The 21,513-nt window shown below is 45.8% G+C and carries 19 protein-coding genes; 11 read left to right on the top strand and 8 right to left on the bottom strand.

Annotated elements, in window-relative coordinates; translation table 11 throughout:
* Positions 1–5 precede the first annotated feature (5 nt).
* The 4 genes from ACZ5PW_RS05140 to ACZ5PW_RS05125 form a co-directional block, all read right to left on the bottom strand.
* Positions 6–158 carry a hypothetical protein gene (locus ACZ5PW_RS05140; protein WP_464558596.1) on the bottom strand — a complete coding sequence of 51 codons (153 nt, stop codon included), beginning with the start codon at positions 156–158 and terminating at the stop codon, positions 6–8.
* 101 nt (positions 159–259) lie between these two features.
* Complete coding sequence (locus ACZ5PW_RS05135; RefSeq protein WP_464558594.1) at positions 260–1,672, bottom strand: DEAD/DEAH box helicase; 1,413 nt, start codon at positions 1,670–1,672, stop codon at positions 260–262.
* A gap of 157 nt (positions 1,673–1,829) precedes the next feature.
* Positions 1,830–2,675 carry an aldo/keto reductase gene (locus ACZ5PW_RS05130; RefSeq protein WP_464558592.1) on the bottom strand — a complete coding sequence of 282 codons (846 nt, stop codon included), beginning with the start codon at positions 2,673–2,675 and terminating at the stop codon, positions 1,830–1,832.
* A gap of 60 nt (positions 2,676–2,735) precedes the next feature.
* A complete protein-coding gene (locus tag ACZ5PW_RS05125; protein WP_464558590.1) occupies positions 2,736–3,047 on the bottom strand; it encodes an MGMT family protein in 312 nt (103 codons plus the stop codon).
* 195 nt (positions 3,048–3,242) lie between these two features.
* Here ACZ5PW_RS05125 and ACZ5PW_RS05120 point away from each other — a divergent pair, with 195 nt between their 5' ends.
* The 5 genes from ACZ5PW_RS05120 to ACZ5PW_RS05100 all read left to right on the top strand — a co-directional run bounded on the left by ACZ5PW_RS05120 (position 3,243) and on the right by ACZ5PW_RS05100 (position 10,087).
* Positions 3,243–4,400: a hypothetical protein gene (locus ACZ5PW_RS05120; protein ID WP_464558588.1), complete on the top strand. Its 1,158-nt coding sequence runs from the start codon at positions 3,243–3,245 to the stop codon at positions 4,398–4,400.
* A gap of 93 nt (positions 4,401–4,493) precedes the next feature.
* Positions 4,494–5,309 carry a helix-turn-helix domain-containing protein gene (locus ACZ5PW_RS05115; protein WP_464558586.1) on the top strand — a complete coding sequence of 272 codons (816 nt, stop codon included), beginning with the start codon at positions 4,494–4,496 and terminating at the stop codon, positions 5,307–5,309.
* Positions 5,310–5,421: 112 nt separating this feature from the next.
* A complete protein-coding gene (locus tag ACZ5PW_RS05110; protein WP_464558584.1) occupies positions 5,422–6,384 on the top strand; it encodes a DMT family transporter in 963 nt (320 codons plus the stop codon).
* A 394-nt stretch (positions 6,385–6,778) separates the two neighbouring features.
* Positions 6,779–7,678, top strand: a complete 900-nt coding sequence (locus tag ACZ5PW_RS05105) for a BMP family lipoprotein (RefSeq protein ID WP_464558582.1) — start codon at positions 6,779–6,781, stop codon at positions 7,676–7,678.
* 51 nt (positions 7,679–7,729) lie between these two features.
* Positions 7,730–10,087 carry an ATP-binding protein gene (locus ACZ5PW_RS05100; protein ID WP_464558580.1) on the top strand — a complete coding sequence of 786 codons (2,358 nt, stop codon included), beginning with the start codon at positions 7,730–7,732 and terminating at the stop codon, positions 10,085–10,087.
* A gap of 263 nt (positions 10,088–10,350) precedes the next feature.
* Here the strand turns inward: ACZ5PW_RS05100 and ACZ5PW_RS05095 are convergent, their stop codons facing one another.
* On the bottom strand, positions 10,351–10,683 hold the full coding sequence (locus ACZ5PW_RS05095; protein WP_464558578.1) for a NirD/YgiW/YdeI family stress tolerance protein: 333 nt from the start codon (positions 10,681–10,683) through the stop codon (positions 10,351–10,353).
* A gap of 580 nt (positions 10,684–11,263) precedes the next feature.
* Between ACZ5PW_RS05095 and ACZ5PW_RS05090 the strand changes: the two genes are divergently transcribed.
* On the top strand, positions 11,264–11,908 hold the full coding sequence (locus tag ACZ5PW_RS05090) for an RluA family pseudouridine synthase (RefSeq protein ID WP_464558576.1): 645 nt from the start codon (positions 11,264–11,266) through the stop codon (positions 11,906–11,908).
* A 15-nt stretch (positions 11,909–11,923) separates the two neighbouring features.
* On the opposite strand, the gene ACZ5PW_RS05085 is transcribed toward ACZ5PW_RS05090, so the two are convergent.
* The 3 genes from ACZ5PW_RS05085 to ACZ5PW_RS05075 form a co-directional block, all read right to left on the bottom strand.
* On the bottom strand, positions 11,924–14,605 hold the full coding sequence (locus tag ACZ5PW_RS05085) for a PAS domain S-box protein (RefSeq protein WP_464558574.1): 2,682 nt from the start codon (positions 14,603–14,605) through the stop codon (positions 11,924–11,926).
* Complete coding sequence (locus tag ACZ5PW_RS05080) at positions 14,602–15,729, bottom strand: autoinducer 2-binding periplasmic protein LuxP (protein ID WP_464558572.1); 1,128 nt, start codon at positions 15,727–15,729, stop codon at positions 14,602–14,604. Before ACZ5PW_RS05080 ends, ACZ5PW_RS05085 begins: the two co-directional genes overlap by 4 nt.
* Before the next feature lie 307 nt (positions 15,730–16,036).
* Positions 16,037–16,675, bottom strand: a complete 639-nt coding sequence (locus ACZ5PW_RS05075; protein ID WP_464558570.1) for a queuosine precursor transporter — start codon at positions 16,673–16,675, stop codon at positions 16,037–16,039.
* Positions 16,676–16,974: 299 nt separating this feature from the next.
* Between ACZ5PW_RS05075 and queF the strand changes: the two genes are divergently transcribed.
* From queF to ACZ5PW_RS05050, 5 genes are all read left to right on the top strand, one after another.
* Entirely contained in the window at positions 16,975–17,478 is a 504-nt protein-coding gene (gene queF / locus ACZ5PW_RS05070) for a preQ(1) synthase (protein WP_464558568.1), read from the top strand.
* An 82-nt stretch (positions 17,479–17,560) separates the two neighbouring features.
* The gene (locus ACZ5PW_RS05065; RefSeq protein WP_464558566.1) at positions 17,561–17,896 is read left to right on the top strand and encodes an ArsR/SmtB family transcription factor; all 336 of its coding nucleotides are present in this window, start codon (positions 17,561–17,563) and stop codon (positions 17,894–17,896) included.
* A gap of 81 nt (positions 17,897–17,977) precedes the next feature.
* Positions 17,978–19,069, top strand: a complete 1,092-nt coding sequence (locus ACZ5PW_RS05060) for a permease (protein WP_464558564.1) — start codon at positions 17,978–17,980, stop codon at positions 19,067–19,069.
* Positions 19,070–19,372: 303 nt separating this feature from the next.
* A complete protein-coding gene (locus ACZ5PW_RS05055; RefSeq protein ID WP_464558562.1) occupies positions 19,373–19,789 on the top strand; it encodes a putative zinc-binding protein in 417 nt (138 codons plus the stop codon).
* Positions 19,790–19,929: 140 nt separating this feature from the next.
* Entirely contained in the window at positions 19,930–21,165 is a 1,236-nt protein-coding gene (locus ACZ5PW_RS05050) for a GGDEF domain-containing response regulator (RefSeq protein WP_464558560.1), read from the top strand.
* Positions 21,166–21,513 lie beyond the last annotated feature (348 nt).

Genomic DNA, 21,513 nt, shown 5'->3' with positions numbered 1-21,513 from the left:
ATTTTCTAGTCCTGTTCAGAATCGTTTTCGCCCTGCTGCAGTTCCTGCTGCTGAGCGTCAACTTTTTTCTCCAGCTTACGCTGTTTCTTTTCTTCTTTCTTTTTCTTTTTGGCAAGTTCCTTGCGACGCTTTTCGAAACCATAATTCGGTTTTGCCACGAATTCTCCTTGTTATGAACCCAAAATATTGAAACCGTCATTACTGATAAGGGACGGTTTTTCCTGTCTGCGGAATCTATGCAATAGAGCTTTTAGAAACCCTATGCGGCAGTGCTCTGTCTTCGCTTGCCACTGCGTCTTTGATTGCGGGAAGATCTCCGGACTGGTCTATGCTCGGCTTTTTTAAAATTCCGGTCATCGGAGCGCTCATTGTCCGACTTACCCTGCGGGTCGAGTCTGAGACCCATAACCCGCTGAATAGCGCGTAACTGTGAGGCATCGTCCTCAGTAGCCAGAGTGATAGCATTGCCTGACCTGCCTGCCCTTCCGGTTCTGCCGATACGGTGTGTGTATGTTTCCACGGTATCAGGCATATCATAATTGATGACATGGGTTATGCGGTCACAGTCGATTCCTCTGGCAGCGATATCAGTTGCGACCATAATGTCGAAGCTGCCGTCACGAAAACCGTTCAACGCTTTTTCACGCTGGTTCTGGCTCATATTGCCCTGCAGAAATGTGGTGTTGTAACCATCATTTGAAAGCTTGCGGGCCAGCTTTTTAGCTTTGTGCTTTGTTTTGGTGAAAACAAGCATGCTCTGGTGCTCCGCGCGTGAGATGATTTCCTGCAGCAGACTTATTTTTCTACTGTTTTCAGTCCTGTAGAACTTATGATCCACACTGGAAACAGGAGATGTAACCTTGATCTCAACAGTCTTGGGATTGACAAGGATTTTCCTTGCAAGTGCACTGATCGATTCAGGCATTGTAGCAGAAAACAAAAGATTCTGTCTTTTGGTCGGGAGCTGAGAAAGAATTCTCCTGATATCAGGCATGAATCCCATATCAAGCATGCGGTCAGCCTCATCAAGCACCAGCGTGTCTACTGCCCTCAGGTCCACAGCCTTTTTCGCCAGAAGAGCGACAAGGCGGCCCGGGCAGGCCACAATAACCTGTGATGATTTGGAATTTCTAATCTGAGGCCCCATACCCACACCTCCTATCACAATTGAATTGCGAACGCCGGTCTTGCGGGACAGTGCAGTGAAATTATCACTGATCTGTGTTGCGAGTTCCCTGGTTGGTGCCAGAACAAGAACCCGAGGGGAATTATGCCTGCTTTTTCTGGAAAGCAGACGCTGTAAAATAGGTAATGCAAAGGCGGCGGTTTTACCTGTACCGGTCTGAGCAAGCCCCATCAAATCATGCCCCTTAAGAATAAGGGGAATGGATTTCTGTTGAATCGGGGTCGGGGAAACATAGCCACATTCTTTGACGCAAGCGATAAGACGCTCGTCAAAGTCGAAATTTATAAAGGTCATAAAAGCCCTGGTTGAGAGGAAATAAAAACGACGGCGCGCGACAGCGGTCGTAACTGGAATATCCAGTGAATAATCGGAAGGCTCTGGTACGGAGAAGTAAATCTTTCTACTGACGTGGAACGTTAGTTGCCCAAGGGGGGCCAAGAAGTATTCGTGCGTCCAGTCACGCAGAGTTGCCCCTTTGTCAATCATTTTTCATACGAAGTAAAGATTTATTTAATAAAAATCATTAAAAAAACTGATCACAACCTACCAAAGATCAAAATTTGGCCTCAATTATTACCGGAGACAATAAAAAGGCCGCCCATTTTCGTGGCGCGGCCGAATTTATTTATGCCAGTTTAAGACATCAATACTCCTCGTAATAAGCTGGATGCTGATCCTTGCGCCGTCCATCAGGACGTCCCAAGCTGGTAATCGAATCCATTTCTTCCTTTGTAAGTTCAAAATCAAAAACCGAGAGGTTCTCCACCTGACGCATCTTTGAGGAAGCTTTGGGGATTGGAACAGCACCTGACTGGACATGCCAGCGCAGAATCACCTGTCCGACTGTTTTTCCGTATTTTTCCGCAGCAGAGATGACCGGAGGCTCCTCCAGAGCAGCGTTTGCCCTGCCCAGAGGACTCCATGACTGGGTTACTATTCCATGATTTACGTGCCACTCCCGCTGCTCCTTTTGAGGAAAGTAGGGATGCATTTCAATCTGATTGACCGAAGGAGCCACGCCTGTTTCATTCATCAGCCTTTCAATATGTTCAGGCAAAAAATTACTCAGCCCGATTGACCTTACCATTCCCTGCTTGCGAGCTTCAATAAGAGCTTTCCATGCTTCAACGTAAAGATCCTGACTGGGATTGGGCCAATGGATAAGGTAAAAATCATAGTAATCAAGTCCTGCCCTGTATAAAGACTCCTCAATAGTGTACATGGCCTCATCATAACTGTGGCGAAGGCCGGGAATTTTTGACGTGATAAGTATATCTTCACGAGGAACCCCACTCTCACGAACAGCCTTTCCCACAGCGCCCTCATTTTCATATTTGAATGCCGAATCCAAAAGACGGTACCCGGATCTTAAAGCACTTACTACTGAAGTAACCCCGGCCGATCCGTTAAGTTTATAAGTACCGAATCCAAGAGCCGGTACCATTAGCCCATCATTCATTTCCAATTCAGGCACGGAAAAGCTGTTCATTATTCAAACCTCCGCTATACGCATAAGCTGTGAATTCCATTCTGACCATACATCCGCAAATCATTCGCCAGTCCAGAGATAACGCTTCAGGTCAACTCTATCTCTCAAATCAAACTGAATTCCTTCTCCTTCAAGCAGGCTTTTCTGCTTTTCATAACCTTCACCTTTTTCAAGTGAAATCTTTCCTTCCCGGTTGATAACCCTGTGCCAGGGCAATCCCTCTTTTTTGGAATAAATATGGAGAACCCGGACCACCTGCCTTGCTGCGCGGCTGTTTCCGGCCATGGCAGCAACACTGCCATAAGTTGCAACCTTTCCGCGCGGAATACGGCGGATAATATCAACTGTATTTGAAGTAAAAATCAGAGCCATTTGTTCATATTACTTTAAATTGCTGTCAATTGAATCCCGTGAATCAAAAATTGTTCAAGTACAGTCAGTAAAAATCACCCCTTAAGCAAAGTCAATTCAAAGCTGGTTAGCCGGAACAGTTTTATGAAGGAATATTTTGTGTTATTATAAACCAGAAAATCAATTAATACTTCAGTGAAAACAAGGCAGGAAGCCATGCTTGAAATATTTCGCAGGGTCGCAGCTCTGATTCTCATATGTCTGGGAGGTTTTCTCATTGTTTGTCCCGGCGGGGAGCTTCTGATAGTCGAGATTAAAAACTTCAGGCCTGGATTTGAAAAAGAAGTACGTAAGTACAATGAAAGCATCCACAACAGCGAAAACGGGCTCAATGCTCCGCTCATTCCCAAATCAGCACCACCTTCATACCGGGAGTATGTCACTTCAAAAACAAAGGGAAATGAACTTGATGTCTCCGGATTAGAATGGATTGAACTGGCCAGGAAACTGGGAAGTCCTGCAGATCATCCTGAACTGGAAAGCCGGGAGTATGGCTTCAGGCATATGCGTTATATTTTCAGTCCTGATGAACCTCCTTTCGATGAAGTTACCTTCCAACCGGGTAAAACCCTGTACCTTCAGGTAAACGGTAAGTACTGGCTGCGCGCACGCTCTGATTTTGCAGGCAACATATACGGCCTGCCGGACAAATACCTCTATCCCTATTTAGTTCCGGGACTGGCTATGCTGATTCTGGGATTCATCCTTTATTTCGTACTGCCGAAGCCTCAATTCGAAGAGGATGAAATACATTATCCCAGAGGATCCACCGTCATCGGACCGGACATGCTGGGCCTTGTTTTGACCCCTGTTTTTTTTCTGCTGCCTATCCTTATTGTGCAGGAAATAGATTCAGGGGCCAGCATCCTGAGCATTTCCAAAGGCTGGATATGGCTGACGGCAGCAATGTGGCTGCTGGCGGCAATCTGCCTGACATTTATATTCGTTGCCCTGAAATTCAGCACATTAAGATTCAGAATCAGCAAAGAAGGGTTCTCACAAATCAGGGGAAAAAAGGAAAAGCTTATCCGCTGGGAGGACATGGAGTATTACCAGAACTACAGAACTAAAATAAGCCGGAGACTTTCCACCCTGCTGCTCATTTTCGGCACTACAGTTCAAACAATAGGACTGGGAGTTATTCTTCGCGGACAGGAAGAACACGGTATATACTTGTATGATAAAGACGGCAGCAGGATCAAAGTCATGTCCAATTCTCTGGATGAATTTGATGATATTGTCCGGGCCCTTAAGGAGCGTGGAATAAAGCGCAGGTTCAACAGAAAAAACTGCTCGGCTGAACGGGGCTCCTGAACAGCAATTTTTTACAAGACCGCCAGTTGCAAAACCTGTAACTTGCCATGTAGCAGGCTTTGTGCAACCCTCATTTCCACAGCGGTGAACCAGATGAACAAGGGTACTGTAAGATATATCCGGCCTAAAGAAATAGAAGGCCTCGAAATTCAGGAAGTAATCAACTCCAATCATTCATTCCCGAACCACACGCATGGCTTCCATTCAGTCGGAGTCATGGATGCCGGTGGCTGTTACTGCCGCCAGCCCGGTTCCGGGAGTTCTTTTGTACGTGGCGGGGAAATAGCGCTTTTCAACCCCGGACTCGTTCACTCCGGTGTTATCAAAGACTTAGGAACACGCATAACATACAGGGTTTTCAGCTTTGAAAACCCTCTGATCGAAAAAGCCATCAAAGATCTGGCAGAAAAGGAAAAACTTCCTGAATTCAGGTCAGTCGTAATAAAAGACAGCCTGACTACCGGGACACTCACCCAGCTTAACCGTGCTGTAAGTTCGGGAGCCAGCAGACTGGCACTTGATACTGCCCTTGCACGGGCCGCAGCAGCTTTACTCACCCGTCATTGTGAAACAGCTTCCAGAGTCCCCCTCACAAAAGAGCCGCAGGCAGTAAAGCGGGCCCGTGAATTTCTTAATGAAAACCTGAGCTGCAAAGTTTCTCTGGAAGAACTATCAAGGCATGCCGGACTTTCAAGGTATCACCTTCTGCGGGTATTCAGGGAAACAACAGGTCTGCCACCACACAGCTATCACCTGCAACTGCGAATTGAACACGCCAAGCGGCTTCTCCGGGCAGGAGTTCCCTTTGCTGAAACAGCCCTGCAGAGCGGCTTCTCTGACCAGAGCCATTTCAGTAACACATTTCGCAAATATACAGGGGCTACACCGTCCCAGTACACTGACATTTAGCCTTCTTCACACTCGCAATCCTGCGCATTTCCAGCCTGATATTTTCCAAAACAGCAATATTCTCCAAGACCCTGCGTCCTGTTACCATTAATCAGTTTTTAAGGAGAATACCATGCACACAGATAAATCAGAGACTCAATTAACACCGATACTGGCCGTCCTGGCAGCAGTCCTTCTTTGGGGAAGCGCATTCGCGGCAATGAAATACCTTGTGGCGACACTCAACCCCTGGACGGTAATGTGGCTGAGGACCGGCATTGCCACCCTTGTTCTTACACCGTTCACAGCACGCCTTTCCGGCCCGGTAAAAAAGGGAAAGGACCGAATTGCACTGGCACTTACCGCCCTCTTTATGCCCTGCCTGTACTTTCTTTTTGAATCCTATGCCCTGACTTATACCTCGGCCACTCAGGCCGGGCTTATCTCAGCCTCCCTGCCTCTGATGGTAGCTGTCGGCGCGGGCATTTTCTTCAAAGAGAAAACCACACTATGGGGCTGGACCGGACTGATACTCTCCATCGCAGGAGTAGCGGCACTAACCTTCAGCGGAAATCCCTCCTCCAATGCGGTAAACCCCGCACTGGGCAATGCTCTAGAGCTCATCGCCATGGCCTGCGCAGCCGGATATATGCTGCTTGTGAAACGGCTGTCTGCCAGCTACGGGCCCTGGACTATTACCGCGGTTCAAAATGCTGCAGGATGCCTGTTTTTCATACCCGGACTCTACCTTTTGCTGAGAGACGGACTGGGGCAGGACCCCGCCACCATACTTATTGTTGCCGGATATCTCGGTGCCTTTGTAACTCTCGGAGCCTTCGGACTTTATAACATCGGCATGAGCAGGCTTCCCGCTGGTAAAGCTTCCGCCTTTATCAATCTCGTACCTGCCATTGCCGCTTTCTTCGGCTGGATAGTACTAGGGGAAACACTCACATTCACCCAGATTCTATCATCACTTATCATTTTCGCCGGAGTGGGTCTTGCACAACGCGGAGAGAACATCCGCAAGGATATAAACATGCTTTACTACACACTTAAATCTAATAAAAACAAAGCCATACGCACTCCTAAATAGATTTAATCACCACACCTTATACAGTAATTCCTGTAAGTAACCGACAATTTATATTTTAGCGCAGATTGCGCTTACTCAACAGCCCGAAGCCCCGGTAGAACAATTGCCGGGGCTTCATTTTTGAATCATGCATCCGTAACAATTTTAATATACACTCCTGCATATCCGGCAATCCGGTTAACATAATACAATTGTTGCCTGTATCATCCATTAGAGCTATTATTGGTAGATTGGCTGCAGACGTGGCCGATTCATAGAAAGACTTCCTGACTATGGTCCGCGGGCATATAAAAACGAAACCGGCTAACTCCATGGAGTGATGATGAGAATCTTCCTGTTATCTTTATTTTTTTTGCTCACTTCAGCATTTTCTGTATTAGCAGATCAACCAGTCGTGGGTTTTGTCACCGGGGCTTCAGGTCTGGGAGATCTGTCTTTCAATGACATGAGCTACGGGGGTGTTCGCAAGGCCCAACAGGAGTACAATTTCAAACTGATTATTCTTGAACCGGAAAAAAGTGGAGAGTCTACGGAAAAAGACTTCACCGCCCTCATCAGGCAAAGTGATATCCTGCTGCTGATCGGTGCCCAGCATGCCAAGCTGGTTGAAGACAACGCTCCTAAGTATCCCGACAAAAAATTCATCCTCATAGAAGTTCCTGTAGAAGGGATGGAGAATGTATCCTCTGTTGCCTTCGACCAAAGGGAAGGATCGTTTCTGGCAGGAGCCCTTGCCGCTTATGTGAGCAAGACAGGTAGAATCGGTTTCATCGGGGGCACTCCTGTACCGCCAGTACAGAAATTTGAAAAAGGTTACGTTGCCGGAGCCCGTTACGCAGTGCCGGGCATATATGTTGATGTCGCGTACGTTACTCCGCTGGGAGATTTCTCCGGATTCAATGCGCCGGACAAAGGGCACGCCATTGCTCTCAATCAGTACCGCGACGGTGCGGATACGATCTTCACTGTAGCAGGGCTTACCGGAAACGGAGTTATAGAAGCGGCCAGACGCAAAGGCAAATTTGCCATAGGAGTTGATTCTGACCAAGACTCTCTCGCCAAAGGATTCGTGCTCACCAGCATGATCAAAAAACTTGACGTAGCCTGCTATGATGAACTCAAGGCAGTCATGGAAAACCGCTTCACTCCCGGGCCTTCTTACTACGGGCTTAAAGAAAACGGTGTAGGACTCAGCAAGATGGTTTATACCCGCCACCTGATTCCCAAAAAGATTCTGAACAGGATTGAAGAAATCCGTCAAAAAATCATAACCGGTGAAATCAACGTAGATTAGAGCCAGACTGAAAAACAGAATAGCCATGACCATTAGAACTATACAACCAAGATGACTGATAGTCTCCGTCTGAAAATCTCAATTGGTACCGGACTGATCCTGATACTGTTCTTTTTCCTCCTAGGTTATTATATTGTGGATTCCCAGCAGAAACTCCTCAAAGACAACCTCTATGAGCATGGAAACAGAGTGGCCGCTCTTACTGCACGCTCATGTGCCGAATATCTTCCGCGATTCAGCTATTTTCTGGTTGAAGATCTGGTCCTTTCCATTGAGCAATCTCCACAGGTTGCCTTCTGTGAAGTCTTTGACCAGGACGGTGTTTCTCTACTGCAATCCGGTAATATTATTTCCAAAACGCATAACAGGAAAAACATACCGGTATATGGTGACGACGTTATGATCGTTTCCAGTCCCATAATCAGTGATAACGAGAGTATAGGAAGGGTCGAAATAGGTCTGAAGCTGGACAGGGTTAAGAGAGAAATACACGATAAGACGATAAGTCTGATCATAATTTTCAGCACATGCATGCTGTGCACTATCATTGCGCTCGATGCTTTTTTTCAGCGCATTATCATTTCACCCCTACGCCTTCTCGCCAACAACACCAGAAAAATAGCCCGCAGAAAATTTGTTACGGTCAACCTTGGCTCACGGCTGGATGAAATAGGTGTGCTGGCTCTTAACTTCAACCATATGAGCCGTAATCTTGAAAGCCTTTACAAAAACCTTGAAGTAAATGTTCAGGAACGCACCCACGAGCTAGAAGGAGCAAATAAACAACTGGTCAAAGCCATTGCCAAATCCGAAGCCATGGCAGTTGAAGCGGCAAAAGGAACCGTAGCGAAATCTCAATTTCTGGCAGCAATGAGTCACGAAATACGGACTCCGATGAACGCCATACTGGGAATGGCCGAGATACTTGCCGATACGGACCTTGATAGTGAACAGAAAAGATTTGTCGGAATCCTGCAGGAATCAGGAGAAGCACTACTCCACCTCATAAATGAAATTCTCGACCTGAGTAAAATCGAGTCAGGAGAGATTTCTTTTGAGAAAAAGGAACTCGATCTGGACCGAATAATAGGAAAAGCCTTTAAAGTAACGGCTCACGCCGGACACGGCAGAGGTCTTGAACTAGCCTATACAATCAACCGGGACGTTCCTGTTCAGGTGATCGGCGACCCGTCAAGGCTGCAGCAGATTCTGGTCAACCTGATAGGAAATGCAATCAAATTTACAGAACGAGGTTTTGTTGTTGTCGAAACTTCACTTATCAGGACCGAATCCGAAGCAAGCAATCAGATGCTTGTTCATTTCGCAGTAAAGGACAGCGGAATAGGCATTGATGACGACAAGGTTGAAACCATCTTTGATCGCTTCACTCAGGCGGACTCCTCAACTACCCGCAAATACGGCGGAACCGGACTGGGGCTGTCCATCTGCAAATCACTCTGCGAAGCCATGGGTGGTAAGATCTGGATTGAAAGTAAAAAGAGTTTCGGGACAACAGTGCACCTTGAAATCCCCTTTGAACGTGATCCGCGCAGATCTGTATCCCAGTCACCTCTCAAAGACAAAGCGATATTGATAATTGACGATCAGGATTATTCTAGACATGCGCTAAGCACACGAGTCAGTCCCAGAGCACGCAAGCTGGACAAAGCGCAGAGTTTTGAGATGGGACAAACCTTTATAAAGGACCGGGGGCAAACTCCGGATGGCTATGACTTTTATATGGTACGCGACTCTATACATGGCTGGAACTGGCAGAGAACTGTAAATGCGCTTACAGAACTCGGAGCACCAGAAGAACGCATAATTCTGCTTACCACTGTAGGGCATGATATGATTGACAACTTTTCAGGGGCAGTGCTCCTTTCACCGGTTGATATCAGCAGCCTGGAAAAAACTGTCAGTGAAATTCTGGAAAGAGCCAGACTACAGGAAAGCGCAGCACTGGAAGAAGACCTGCCCCCGTCGGCTGTAGATGAAACGGAGGTTGCTCCCGATACAGAAAACGCCCCCCCCCTTCAGATTCTGCTGGTGGAGGATAACAAAGCAAACTGCATGCTGATCCAGATGTTTTTTAAAGATCTTCCCCATAAGCTGACTATTGCCAGTAATGGAGAGGACGGACTCTCCAAGGTCCAGCGGCAGCACTTTGACCTCATCTTTATGGACATTGAAATGCCTGTAATGGACGGCTATGAATGCACACGAAGTATCAGACGGTGGGAAGCAGGAAATTCAGTCAAGCCAAGTGTAATAGTAGCCCTGACCGCCCATGCGCTGACTGAGGCGCGGGAAAAGATTTTGGCAGCAGGCTGTGACTCTTTCCTCACCAAGCCGGTTTCAAAAGACAAGATAGTAAACACAATAGATGAATTCTGTAACGGCTCATAAAACCGTATTAAATCCAAGCTCGGTCTAAAAATAATTCTCCCGCCTTAATACGCAAACTGCCAGCAATGGAAAACGGACTTTCGCCAAAAGATTTATCAACAGTATTAAACTGGTGTGCCCGGACATCCTTGAATATAATTTCCCTGCACAGAATACAGAAAGGCCGCGTCAATGACGCGGCCTTGATACTGCTGACAATTCAGTTTCAAGAAGCCTGAAGCGGCCTTTCTGGATGTGGAATGTGAATTCCTGTGAGGTCCGTACTAGTTAAGGACGGATATTTTCTGGGCTTCGATTCCGGCAAAGACGAGGTCCTGCTCGACCCTGCCTTCAATCTCGATCTCAGCGGTGGTGTCTGCAGGGAGGGATCCTGCTTTGGGACTGAGGTCGATAATGATTTCGCCGGTCTTGTCCTGAAAAACGTATTTGTTGTCATTAATTTTTCTTACGATATGACCTTTTACAACAGCTTTGGTGTCTGCACCGGAAACGCGGGCTTCCGCTACAGTCGTTACATTTTTGGCCTTGAAGTCGAGAGTTTCAGTAGTTGCTGCGGCGGCCACGATAACGAGGAGTAAAAGGAAAAGTACGCTCATTTTTTTCATCTCTTTTTACCCGTTCCACTTAATATGGAAGTAGAAGTTAAATGATATGTATTAAAATTATATTTCCTGACTTAAAAATCTGATCCAACCAAGAAGTCTTAAAAGACCTTTCGTTGATCTGTTGATCAATAGATACTCCCCCCAATTTGATTATGCAATCAAAAAAATAAGGACTTTGTGAATTTTTTTACAAATTACACATTAACCCTTCATATTACTTATAGATATTTTTTTCACAACCACTTTCAACCCGCACAGATAACTTTTCAATATTAGTGCTACTGATTTTTGTGTCCAACGTAAGCCAATTTACACGTAAAAAAGTCACTATTTCACACCAAAAAAGTATACTTATCATTTAAATTCATAGCTCCACATCAATATACGAACTTAATTCGCAACAAAGCGAGAGCAAGAGAATAAAAAACAGAATTAGAAAACCAAACAGGCTTACAATTCTGTAACACTCATATTAAACTTATTTCTTCCAATAAATAGACATTTACGGTAACACCCTCTATCTATCGACCGTACTGATAACATCATTCAAACCCAAAACTCCTTTGTACTTATGAGCAACACAGACCTTCTGGACATTATTTATGCTGACCGTAAAATCGTTGTAGTCAATAAACCGAGCGGTCTTCTATCCGTTCCCGGCCGCGGACCGGAAAATCAGGACTGTGTCGTAACTAGGCTCCAGAAGATGTTCCCGGAATGCCGCAAATTTCCCACAGTTCACAGGCTGGACATGGATACTTCAGGATTACTTGTTCTTGGACTTACGGCACGAGCTGTAAGGGAACTGGTTGAGCAGTTCCAGAAAAGGCAGGTAAAAAAGAAATACGAAGCAATTCTCGATGGAGTTCTGAAAGAAGATGAAGGTGTAATCGAGATGGCCTTTCGGCTTGATCCCTACAACCGCCCGTATCAGGTATATGACCCCATTCATGGTAAGCTGGGCATAACCCACTGGAAAAAAATCGGCATTGAAAACGGACAAACCAGAGTCGAGTTCACTCCTTTAACAGGCAGAACCCATCAGCTGAGAGTCCATTCCGCCCACCCTCTTGGGCTTGGATTTCCGATTTCAGGAGACAGGCTTTACGGCACTGGTACAAAACCCGGGGAACTGAAGCTCCATGCCCGTTATCTATCCTTTGCTCACCCCAAGACAAAGGAAATCATGGAATTTGATATCACCCCTCCATTTTAAGAAAGGGCGTAAAATTTAATTTCCACTGTTGATCGGAAACCAGATTTCATATGAAGTCCCTTCTCCGGGCACACTGCGACACTCAATCCTGCCCTTAAGAGCCATTGTAACCAGATTATACACAAGATGCATACCTAGACCGGCACTTCCGGAGCTTCTGGCTGTTGTATAAAAGGGTTCGAAAACCTTCAGGACCTGTTCCTCGGTCATCCCAATACCATCGTCTGAGAACGTCAGCAGCACACCGTTTCCGCTCCTGCTGGCTTCAATGATAATATTCCCGTCATCCCTGTCCGGAAAAGCATGAGTGAGGGAGTTGCTGACCAGGTTGGTTATGACCTGCATCAACGACCCCGGAGAAATATTAATTTCAAGTCCTTTGGGGCAAACGACTTTCAATTCATGCGAATGCTCTTTAATCTTCGGTTTCAAGGACAGGAGAATACCCTGTATATACTCATTAAGATTGATCTGCCTGACATCATCCGAGGCCTGATCCACCGCCAGTTGTTTGAAGTTGCTTATCAGCCTTGCAGCACGCTCAAGATTCTTCATGATATTATCAATTGCTTCTCCGCCCGTATTCAGACACTTCTCAAGGTCGGAACGCTTCATGGTCCCAGCCTCGAAAATAGCATGCAACTGAGTGATCATCTCTTTCATGAAAGACGCACTGGTTACACTTATTCCCAAAGGAGTATTTATCTCATGGGCAACCCCGGCAACCAGTTCTCCGAGCGAAGCCATTTTTTCGGTTTCCACAAGCTTATCCTGTGTCTGGCGCAGTTCATCCATGGATTTGAGCAAGGCCGAGTTGGCATTTTCCAACTCCGTAGTTCTCATGGCCACCCGCTCCACCAGCTCCTTGTTCAGTGACTGCAATTCCTGCTCAACTTCCTTTATCCTCGTAATTTCCATCGAAATAGTCAGAATGGCCGGAGTATTGCTCTCAGTGGAGATATAAGGCACACGGGTCGTTTCAACCCAGTGGGTGTTGCGTGCCTGATCCATATAGCTCTCTTCAGTCAGGAGCTTCTCATTACGTTTGAGGACAAGGCGGTCATCCTCCAGAATCCGTGTAACCTCGACAGGGTCCTTGATCACATCGGAAAGGTACTTACCGGCAATATCGTCAACTTCAAGCCCCATGCGCTCAGCTTTGATTCTGTTAACCAGCAGAAACTGTCCATCAAGATCATTTGCGTAAATCTCCTGAGGCAGAAGATCAATTATCTGCCTGAGCCTTGCTTCACTCTCGCGGGCTTTTTTCATCGCCTGCCTGCTGTCAGTCACATCCTGCCCCTGCAGCACTATAAAGTTGGTCTCTTCTGCCGCCTCAGTCTTTACAGGAGAAAAAGTCCAGACAAAGAATCTTCTTTCTCCGCTTCCCGTAAGCACAGGAGCCTCAGCCACAGGAGTGGAAGCCCCCCCCGCCGCAAGCTGCAGATTGAATAACAGTTTGTCCTTGTACTCAGATGGGAAAATATTGACCAGACTCATGCCCTTCACATGCTCTCCTGAAAACCCCGCTATTTTCTCTGCAGCAGGATTCATATCAATAACGTCTCCCTGCACCCCGCAGGTAATAATCGGGGCTTTCGCAGATGAGAACAACCTTGATACATAGGTGCTGTTGGCATCAAGTCGCGCGACCATGGTTTCAAGGGTACTGCCGAGTTGGTTGAATTCCTTCACTCTGCCAGCCTCAAACCGCAGCTCTCTCTCCCCCTGCGCAACCGAACTCGCGTAGTCCGTCAACTTCCTGAGAGCTGACAGTATTCTTTTCTGCAAGGCCCACGCAGTCAGAATCGCAAGAAGCGTCGCAAGGGAAAGCAAAATTGCCAGATTCTGCATGTAATTCTTTTTAAGAGACTTGAATGCAGGATTTTTACGGGAAAAAGTATACAAGAGAGGACTGTCCGACTGATCCGGGAGCAACTGGATGGTGGAAAAAATAAGATCTTCCTGAATCAGAAAATCACCTGACCTGACATCCTCGGACCAATTGATAAGTCTTTTCATATCCTGACCGGACGGGTTGGATGTGCTTATGATCAACCTCTTTCTGCTGAACAGAGCAGCGTTGATAGCGGATGAGACACTCTTCAGACGGTCAATGAAAGATACATTGGAATTAAGATCAATACCTCCATAAAGAACACCGGAAATTTCACCGGTGTCATCATTATATACAGGTACAGCACAGATCATCATTGTACGGATAGTATTCAGAGAACGGAAAGAAAGATATCCCCATGATGCAGTAGTGCTCATGGTATTTTTAAACTTGTTCCGCAATTGGACTATAGGCAGTTCAATTATCCCGGCCTCAATCCAGTTCTGTCCGTCCTTGTATACTGTAAGAACGTCCAGTAGATACCCCTGCCGGGAACTCATAAAATCATAAAGTTTCTGATCAATATAATCGGCCTTTCCTGATTCCACAGCCGTTCTGAATTGCGGATCCACGGTCATCTCAATAAGATCATCCTTGATATCCTCAAGAATATTACTAAGTGCCAGATCCACGATACTTTCGGTTTTTTCGATATCTATGGAAAGTTCATTTTCAAGAGTGCTTCTGGAAAGGTAAAAAGACCACGAAAATATAAAGATCCCCATAACCATGACCAGAGCAAGCATGGGAGTTAGTAGTTGAGCCGTCAGCCCAAATGATTTTACAGTCTTTCTGGTCATCTGTTAATCACACTTTTATCGGAATACCGAAAACTTTGATTTTTGAACAACTCCAGTTTCTCCGGATCGATTCCTCTGGGAACCAACTCAAACCTTCCCGAATAAACCAGCGGCAGCAGTGACCGCCGCCCCAGCATATCAACTATGATACTGTCCGCCATCGCTACCCCGTTATCATCGTTTATGCGCATGACGGTTACATCCATATCACCGTTTATGATTGCAGACAGTTCAGGAGAACCGCCTCCCCAGCCATTCACCATAACCTTGTTATGCATTCCGGCTTCCTTGAGCCCCTCTATGGCTCCCAGAGCTATATCCGTTGAGCAAGCATAAATAAATTTTACATCAGGATGCTTGCGAACAAGACTGAGGGTCGCTTTCCGCGCCTTTTCCTTATCAATTCCGGTCCTGAAAACGGAAACCATGTTCATTGAAGTATTCGCATCCATCCAGTCAATAAAGACCTTCCCCCTCTGGTCGCTCAAGTAGCCCGGACCCGGCAGGAGCACTCCATACTTTCCGACACCCCCTGTGACTGAAGCGAAATATTCAGCGAGCATCACCGCTCCTTCTGCATGATCGAAACCTATGTACATGAACGGCTGTTTGCCATCCCATGATTTAATGGGAGTGGTTATATTCTGCAGAATAATCCGTGGGCGACTGCGGATAAGCACCGGCTCGATAATCCTTTGATGGCGCAGAGCATCCAAAGTAAAAACCAGATAGTCGGGATCTGTAGCCATGGCCCTCCTGAAAGCTTCACTCTGACTGCTCAACGGCGCCGTTGGCTTAATGAAAAAAGTATATACTTTGGGTTCAACCCCGTACTCTTCCAGTCTTTTCACAAAAGAACGGTAGCTTCTGCGCCAATAATCCGAAACCTGTTCCCCGGGATAAACAATAGCTATTTTTAGATTGATCTTTTTACTGATGGGAGAGACGGAATTACGTTTAACCTGTCTGTTAAAAGATTCAAACTTTCTTTTTTCTTCCGGGTTAGACTTTAAGAATTCCTCAAGAGAATAATACCTTGAGGCAAAGGAAGTTCCGGCTGCAAGGCATGTTATGAATACAGTTGCAAGTACAAAGAAAGCTTTGAATCTGTATGCTGAATCCATGATTCCTCCATGGAATTTGGGATGTTGGTCCCATCATATCAGAGTTACAGCTAAAAGTAAGGGGTGAAAAAGTCTTTAAGAAAAATAAAAAGGCAGCCCGAAGGCTGCCTCAGCGCTTTTAAAACAACATCTGCATGGAAATAAATATCACCCAGTCTTACGGCCCTTTAAGACTTTGCTATGAAGATGTGCTGAAAAAACTTAAAACTTGTTTTTTCAGCACAATTACCGGGTATTTATCACTTGCAGACGTTTGTTGATATACAGGCAAATTATTACAAGTTTGCCAAATCCCTCAAAATCATCTTCAAGCTGTTGCAGCCAGTCCGCCTTTTTCCTTTAACAGCGAAACGCCCATATAAACAAAAGGAGTATCAATAACCGCTATGGCTACTTTCGCAAACCACTGTCCAATGATAATATCCCCCACAGGCATAACTCCGTAGAATGCAACGGTAACGAAAATAGTGGAATCAATCAGCTGGGAGGCAACTGTTGACGCGTTGTTCCTTAGCCACAAATGTTTGCCTCCGGTGACCTTTTTCAAAAGATGAAAAAGCCATACATCGTGGGTCTGACTGATAATGTAGGCTATCAACGAAGCCAGAACAATGCGTGGAGTATTGGAAAGCACACTGGCAAACCCTTCCTGACCATGCCAGAACGGAGCCGGAGTCCAGTGCAGGGCAGCCCAGGAAAGGACAATTGCCGTCAGGAGTGCGATAAAACCGCATTGAATCACTTCGTTAGCCCTTTCCTTGCCCCATATTTCACTGATTATGTCAGAGACAATAAAGGTAACGGAATAGGCAAGGACCCCTGCCGGAGCATAAAACCCGAAAATGTTGATAATCTTGGACGAGACAACAGCCGCGATGACCAGAGAGCCAATGAAAAGGCTGGTCAGAAGAGTGAACGCTTTGCGTTCAAAAGTGGAAGAGAGCATTGTATTCCCTTGTGTTGATGGTTGATATTGTGAAACAGCCACAACCCGGTACGAGCAAAAGGGAGAAAGTCCCGCACCTCGGAAGTTCTGTTTCGGATTCCTCAAAACATGGACTGCTTGCCAGTAATCATGCATTAAGTCAAAAATATAATGCTAAGGTGTTTTATTTTTAATTTTGCACACCGGGTTTATTTTCTTTTGCAGGGGAAGCTGCTATCAGCCCTCCATGAACGAAATGTTCTTATGATCAATGAATGCCTTTTTAGATGGCGCAGATTATTTTAATATGGAGAAACATCTTGAAAACCACCAAAAGTCAGGACAAGACCGATCAGCTTATATCTCTTGGTAAAGCCGGGGCGACAGAATATAATTATGACACTCCTTCCCCTGAAATCCTTGAAACATTCCCTAATAATTTTCCCGGGCGTCCTTATATCATCAGCATTGAATTTCCCGAATATACATCCCTCTGCCCTGTGACCGGACAACCGGACTTCGCTAATATTATAGTGGAATATATTCCCGATGAACTGTGTGTCGAATCCAAAAGCTTCAAGCTTTATATGGGCTCCTACCGCAACCACCAGTCCTTCATGGAGACCATCACAAATAATATTCTTGACCACTTTACGGAGAGGCTCTCCCCCCTTTGGATGCGTGTTAAAGGTATTTTTTCCCCTCGGGGCGGAACCAGCCTGCATGTCTTTGCCGAATACTACAAAAAAGACAGTGAGCTTTACTCTGAAGTGCGCGAAAATGTGAAGGAATGGAAAATTGAATCAGGCAGACACAGAGCCTGAGCCTCGCTAAAGGTGGGGTTTTAGTAATTGACAAAGGGAACATACTTTTGTATTTTGCCAAATAGCAAAACAAGGAATATCCATGACAATGAATCTTGAAGCAAAGGCTAAAGTTTTCAAAGCCCTGGGGCACCCCAGCAGACTGACTATAGTCGAAGCTCTCTGTGGTGGAGAACTTTGCGTCTGTGACATTGTTCCCGTTGTTGGACGAGACATATCTACAGTATCCAAACACTTGTCCCTGCTCAAAGAAGCAGGAGTGCTCCAACACAGCAAACGGGGAACCAACGTCTACTACAGCCTCGCGATGGACTGCGTCCCCGGCTTTCTGAGCTGCCTTGAAAACTTTCTGGGTAAAAAGCTTGAAGCTCAGGCGAAAGCCTATGCTGAAGAATCATTGAAAAAGAGCTTGGACTAATTAATGAAAAGCAGTTTCAAACTGCTTTTTTCTCAACCTTAAATTTTCTTATTTGGCAAAATTACCATACGGAGATTTACTATGGAAGAACTGAACCTGAAACCATGCGCATGCTCGGCTGAACCGCAGCCTGCCCCAAAGAAACGTACCCTCCCCATAAGCGGCAAAAAACTGTGGGCAGCACTTGCAGCGGGAATGGCTCTCTGGTTTGTGCTGTACTCACAGCTTCTTGATTTTTCAAAATACGCATCATTTGAACTGTTTGACCTTGCTCCGGGAAGCCATCTGGGTGAAGCCATCCAGTTTTTCATCTATGACACTCCCAAGGTACTGATGCTGCTTGTGCTTGCAGTCTTCGGCATCGGGATAATCAGATCTTTCGTTACTGTGGAATGGACCAGAAAAGTACTTGCCGGACGCAGGGAATCAGCCGGCAACCTGATCGCAGCCCTTCTCGGAGTTGTAACACCGTTCTGTTCCTGCTCGGCAGTCCCTCTTTTCATCGGCTTTGTTGCGGGCGGAGTTCCTCTGGGAGTGACCTTTTCTTTCCTGATTTCTGCACCGATGGTTAATGAAGTTGCTCTGATAATGCTTTACGGCCTCATGGGCTGGAAGATCGCAGCCCTTTATTTCGCTACAGGAATAGCTGTTGCCGTGGTGGCGGGCTGGGTGATCGGAAGGCTGAAAATGGAAAAACATGTTGAAGACTGGGTCAGACTTGCTAATGCCCAGAGCAACGGTCCGGATTCAGAAATGACTTTTGAAGACAGAATCCTTTTCGGACTTGATTCAGTCAAAGAAATTGTCGGCAAGGTGTGGCTTTATGTAGTATTCGGAATCGCAGCAGGCGCCGCTATTCATGGTTATGTACCGGAAGATATGATGGCATCCATTATGGGCAAGGATTCATGGTGGGCTGTCCCGGTTTCCGTATTGCTCGGCATTCCCATGTACACAAACGCTGCAGGAGTCATCCCAATCGTGGACGCCCTGCTCGGCAAAGGAGCAGCCCTTGGAACGGTACTGGCATTTATGATGAGTGTTATCGCACTTTCTTTCCCTGAAATGGTTATCTTACGTAAGGTCCTCAAACCCAGACTGATTGCTGTCTTCGTAAGCGTAGTTGCGCTGGGGATTCTAATTGTGGGCTATCTTTTCAACATAATCATTTAATACGGGCTATTTCAAACATGCCCGAACCCGATACCCTGCTGATTAAACACTATCTTCGTTGCAAAGTGCTTTGTCAGCGAGCCTTGGAGCTTAGCAACATATACCCTTAGCGGACTTAGAAAAAACTAAACTCTCGTATGTCTAAATCCGCTTCGCCCCAGTATTCTTAAATGATCTGAAGGTTTGGACTTTATCTGCAAATCCCATCCGGACATAAATCCGGGTGGGATTTATTCTCTTGTTTATTTTGCTTCACGAATCATGATATTAACAAATAAGGCTCTAAACAGGGGGAAGCAAAACATGACAGACAATTACGAAACCGGCTTTCTTGTCTTAAGCTGTTCAGGAGGTTCTAACTCAGGACAGGCCGCAAATGATCTTGCCGTCGAACTCAATAAAAGCGGATTCGCAAGGATGGTATGTCTGGCCGGAGTCGGCGCAGGCCTTGAAGACTGTGTTTCCGATGCAGGCAAAGTGAAAGATCTCATTGTCATAGACGGGTGCAGCAAGGGCTGCTCGCAGATAATGCTCCAGAAAATAGGTATAAAACCAGTTCACACATTCTGTCTCACAAATATGGGAGTCAAATGCCCGCAAACGGATGTTGATACAGAATTATTGGATAAATTACGTAAAAAGATAAAACTGTTGTTCGGACAAAACCGTGCAAACAGCAAGTATGCTGTCTGCGGCTGCGATACATGTGTAAGGGAATGATTTAGTCTTTCAGAACAAAATAATAGAATTATGCCTCAAATTTGATACTTGAAAGTCAAGAACAAACTTGCCTTTCAAGCTATTAACCACATCTCATACAAACATTCCTTATTGTAACCAAGCCTTCGGGAGGCATCTCAATGGGAAAAGTCCTTATAATAGACTCAAGCAAAGTCACTGCTTCATTCATTGCCAAAACACTGCGTCGGGCAGAATTTGAATGCCATATGGCCTACACTTATGAAGAGGCCAAACTTATGTTAACTGAAAATAATTACTTTGCAGGTTTAAGCAGCATTATTCTGGAAGACTCAGACCCGGGAAAAGGTATTGACCTCCTTATAGAGCACGATGTACCGGCCATAGCAGTTACATCCTCACTTGACGAAGAAGTTTTGAATGAAATCTCCAAAAAAGACATTGTGGACTATGTCCTTAAAAAAAGTGACCATGCCGAATATATAGACCGCATAGTCAGAAGACTCTACAAGAACAAAGGACTCAAAGTTCTGGTCGTTGACGATTCTCAATCAGTGAGGAACTGGATTACAGCCATTTTAAATAAACAGGGAATCGAAGCATTAAGTGCTGCTGACGGCCGAGAAGCCTGCCGTGTGTTTTACAAGAACCCTGACATCAAGCTGGTACTGACTGATTACGCAATGCCCCACATGGACGGACTTCAGCTTACGGCCCACCTTCGGACTATTAAGCCTATGGATAAACTGGGAATCATCGTACTTTCATCTGACTCTAAATCCCGGACAGCTCCACTTTTCCTTAAGACAGGAGCCAATGACTTCATCCATAAAAGCGCAAGCGTTGAAGAAATTCTCTGCAGAGTTAACTCCAACCTTGAAAATCTTGAACTTCTTCAGCAGTCCAGAGACCGTGCCAACAAGGATTTTCTGACCGGAATCTGGAACAGACGTTATTTCTTTGAACATTCAGAACCCCTCTTCAAGCAATATAGGAGAGATGGTCTGCCTTTATGCCTTGCAATACTGGACATTGACCATTTCAAGAGAGTGAACGACACCTTCGGGCATGACGCTGGAGACATGGTTTTAAAAAAGTTTGCAGCCCTGCTGACGGAATTCACCGGAGAGAAAGGCCTTGCCGCAAGGTTCGGGGGTGAGGAATTCACTGTGATACTCGATGGAGTGAGTGATGCGGAACTGTACCCTTTTATGAACGGTTTCCGCAAAAAAATTGAAGACTACACTATGGAGCATAACGGAGAAAGAATTAAGGTTACCGTTTCCATAGGATGCACTTCAGTCAAAGATAATTCCCTTGCAGAAATGATCACTCGCGCCGACTCCAACCTGTATGAGGCCAAACTGCAAGGCCGCAATATGGTACTGTGTTATTAGCCGATTGAACTCAACCAGCAGGATGCATGTGTACTGACAACATCCTGCAAGGTGGATCAATTATCAGACAAAATCATATAAAACTAACCGGGCTTAGCCAGCCATACAGTAGTTTTAATAACTCCTGCAGCTCACACCTTCATTACCCCGGCCCATAAGAACAACGGACAATTAACTTCGCGATACAGGCTTTGCTTTACCAGCAATGCTGAGGCTCTCCGCCCAAAGGCAGGAGAGTCTTTTTTTTTGCACTCTCCGCTGAATTAGCTTCAAATGATTTTGGCAATGGTATATGTTCTGATAAGGTCATAAATCTCAAATTGATTATCTCACAATTCACAGGAGGTA

Source organism: Maridesulfovibrio salinus, from assembly GCF_055394525.1.
This window is presented reverse-complemented; position numbering and strand designations above follow the sequence as displayed.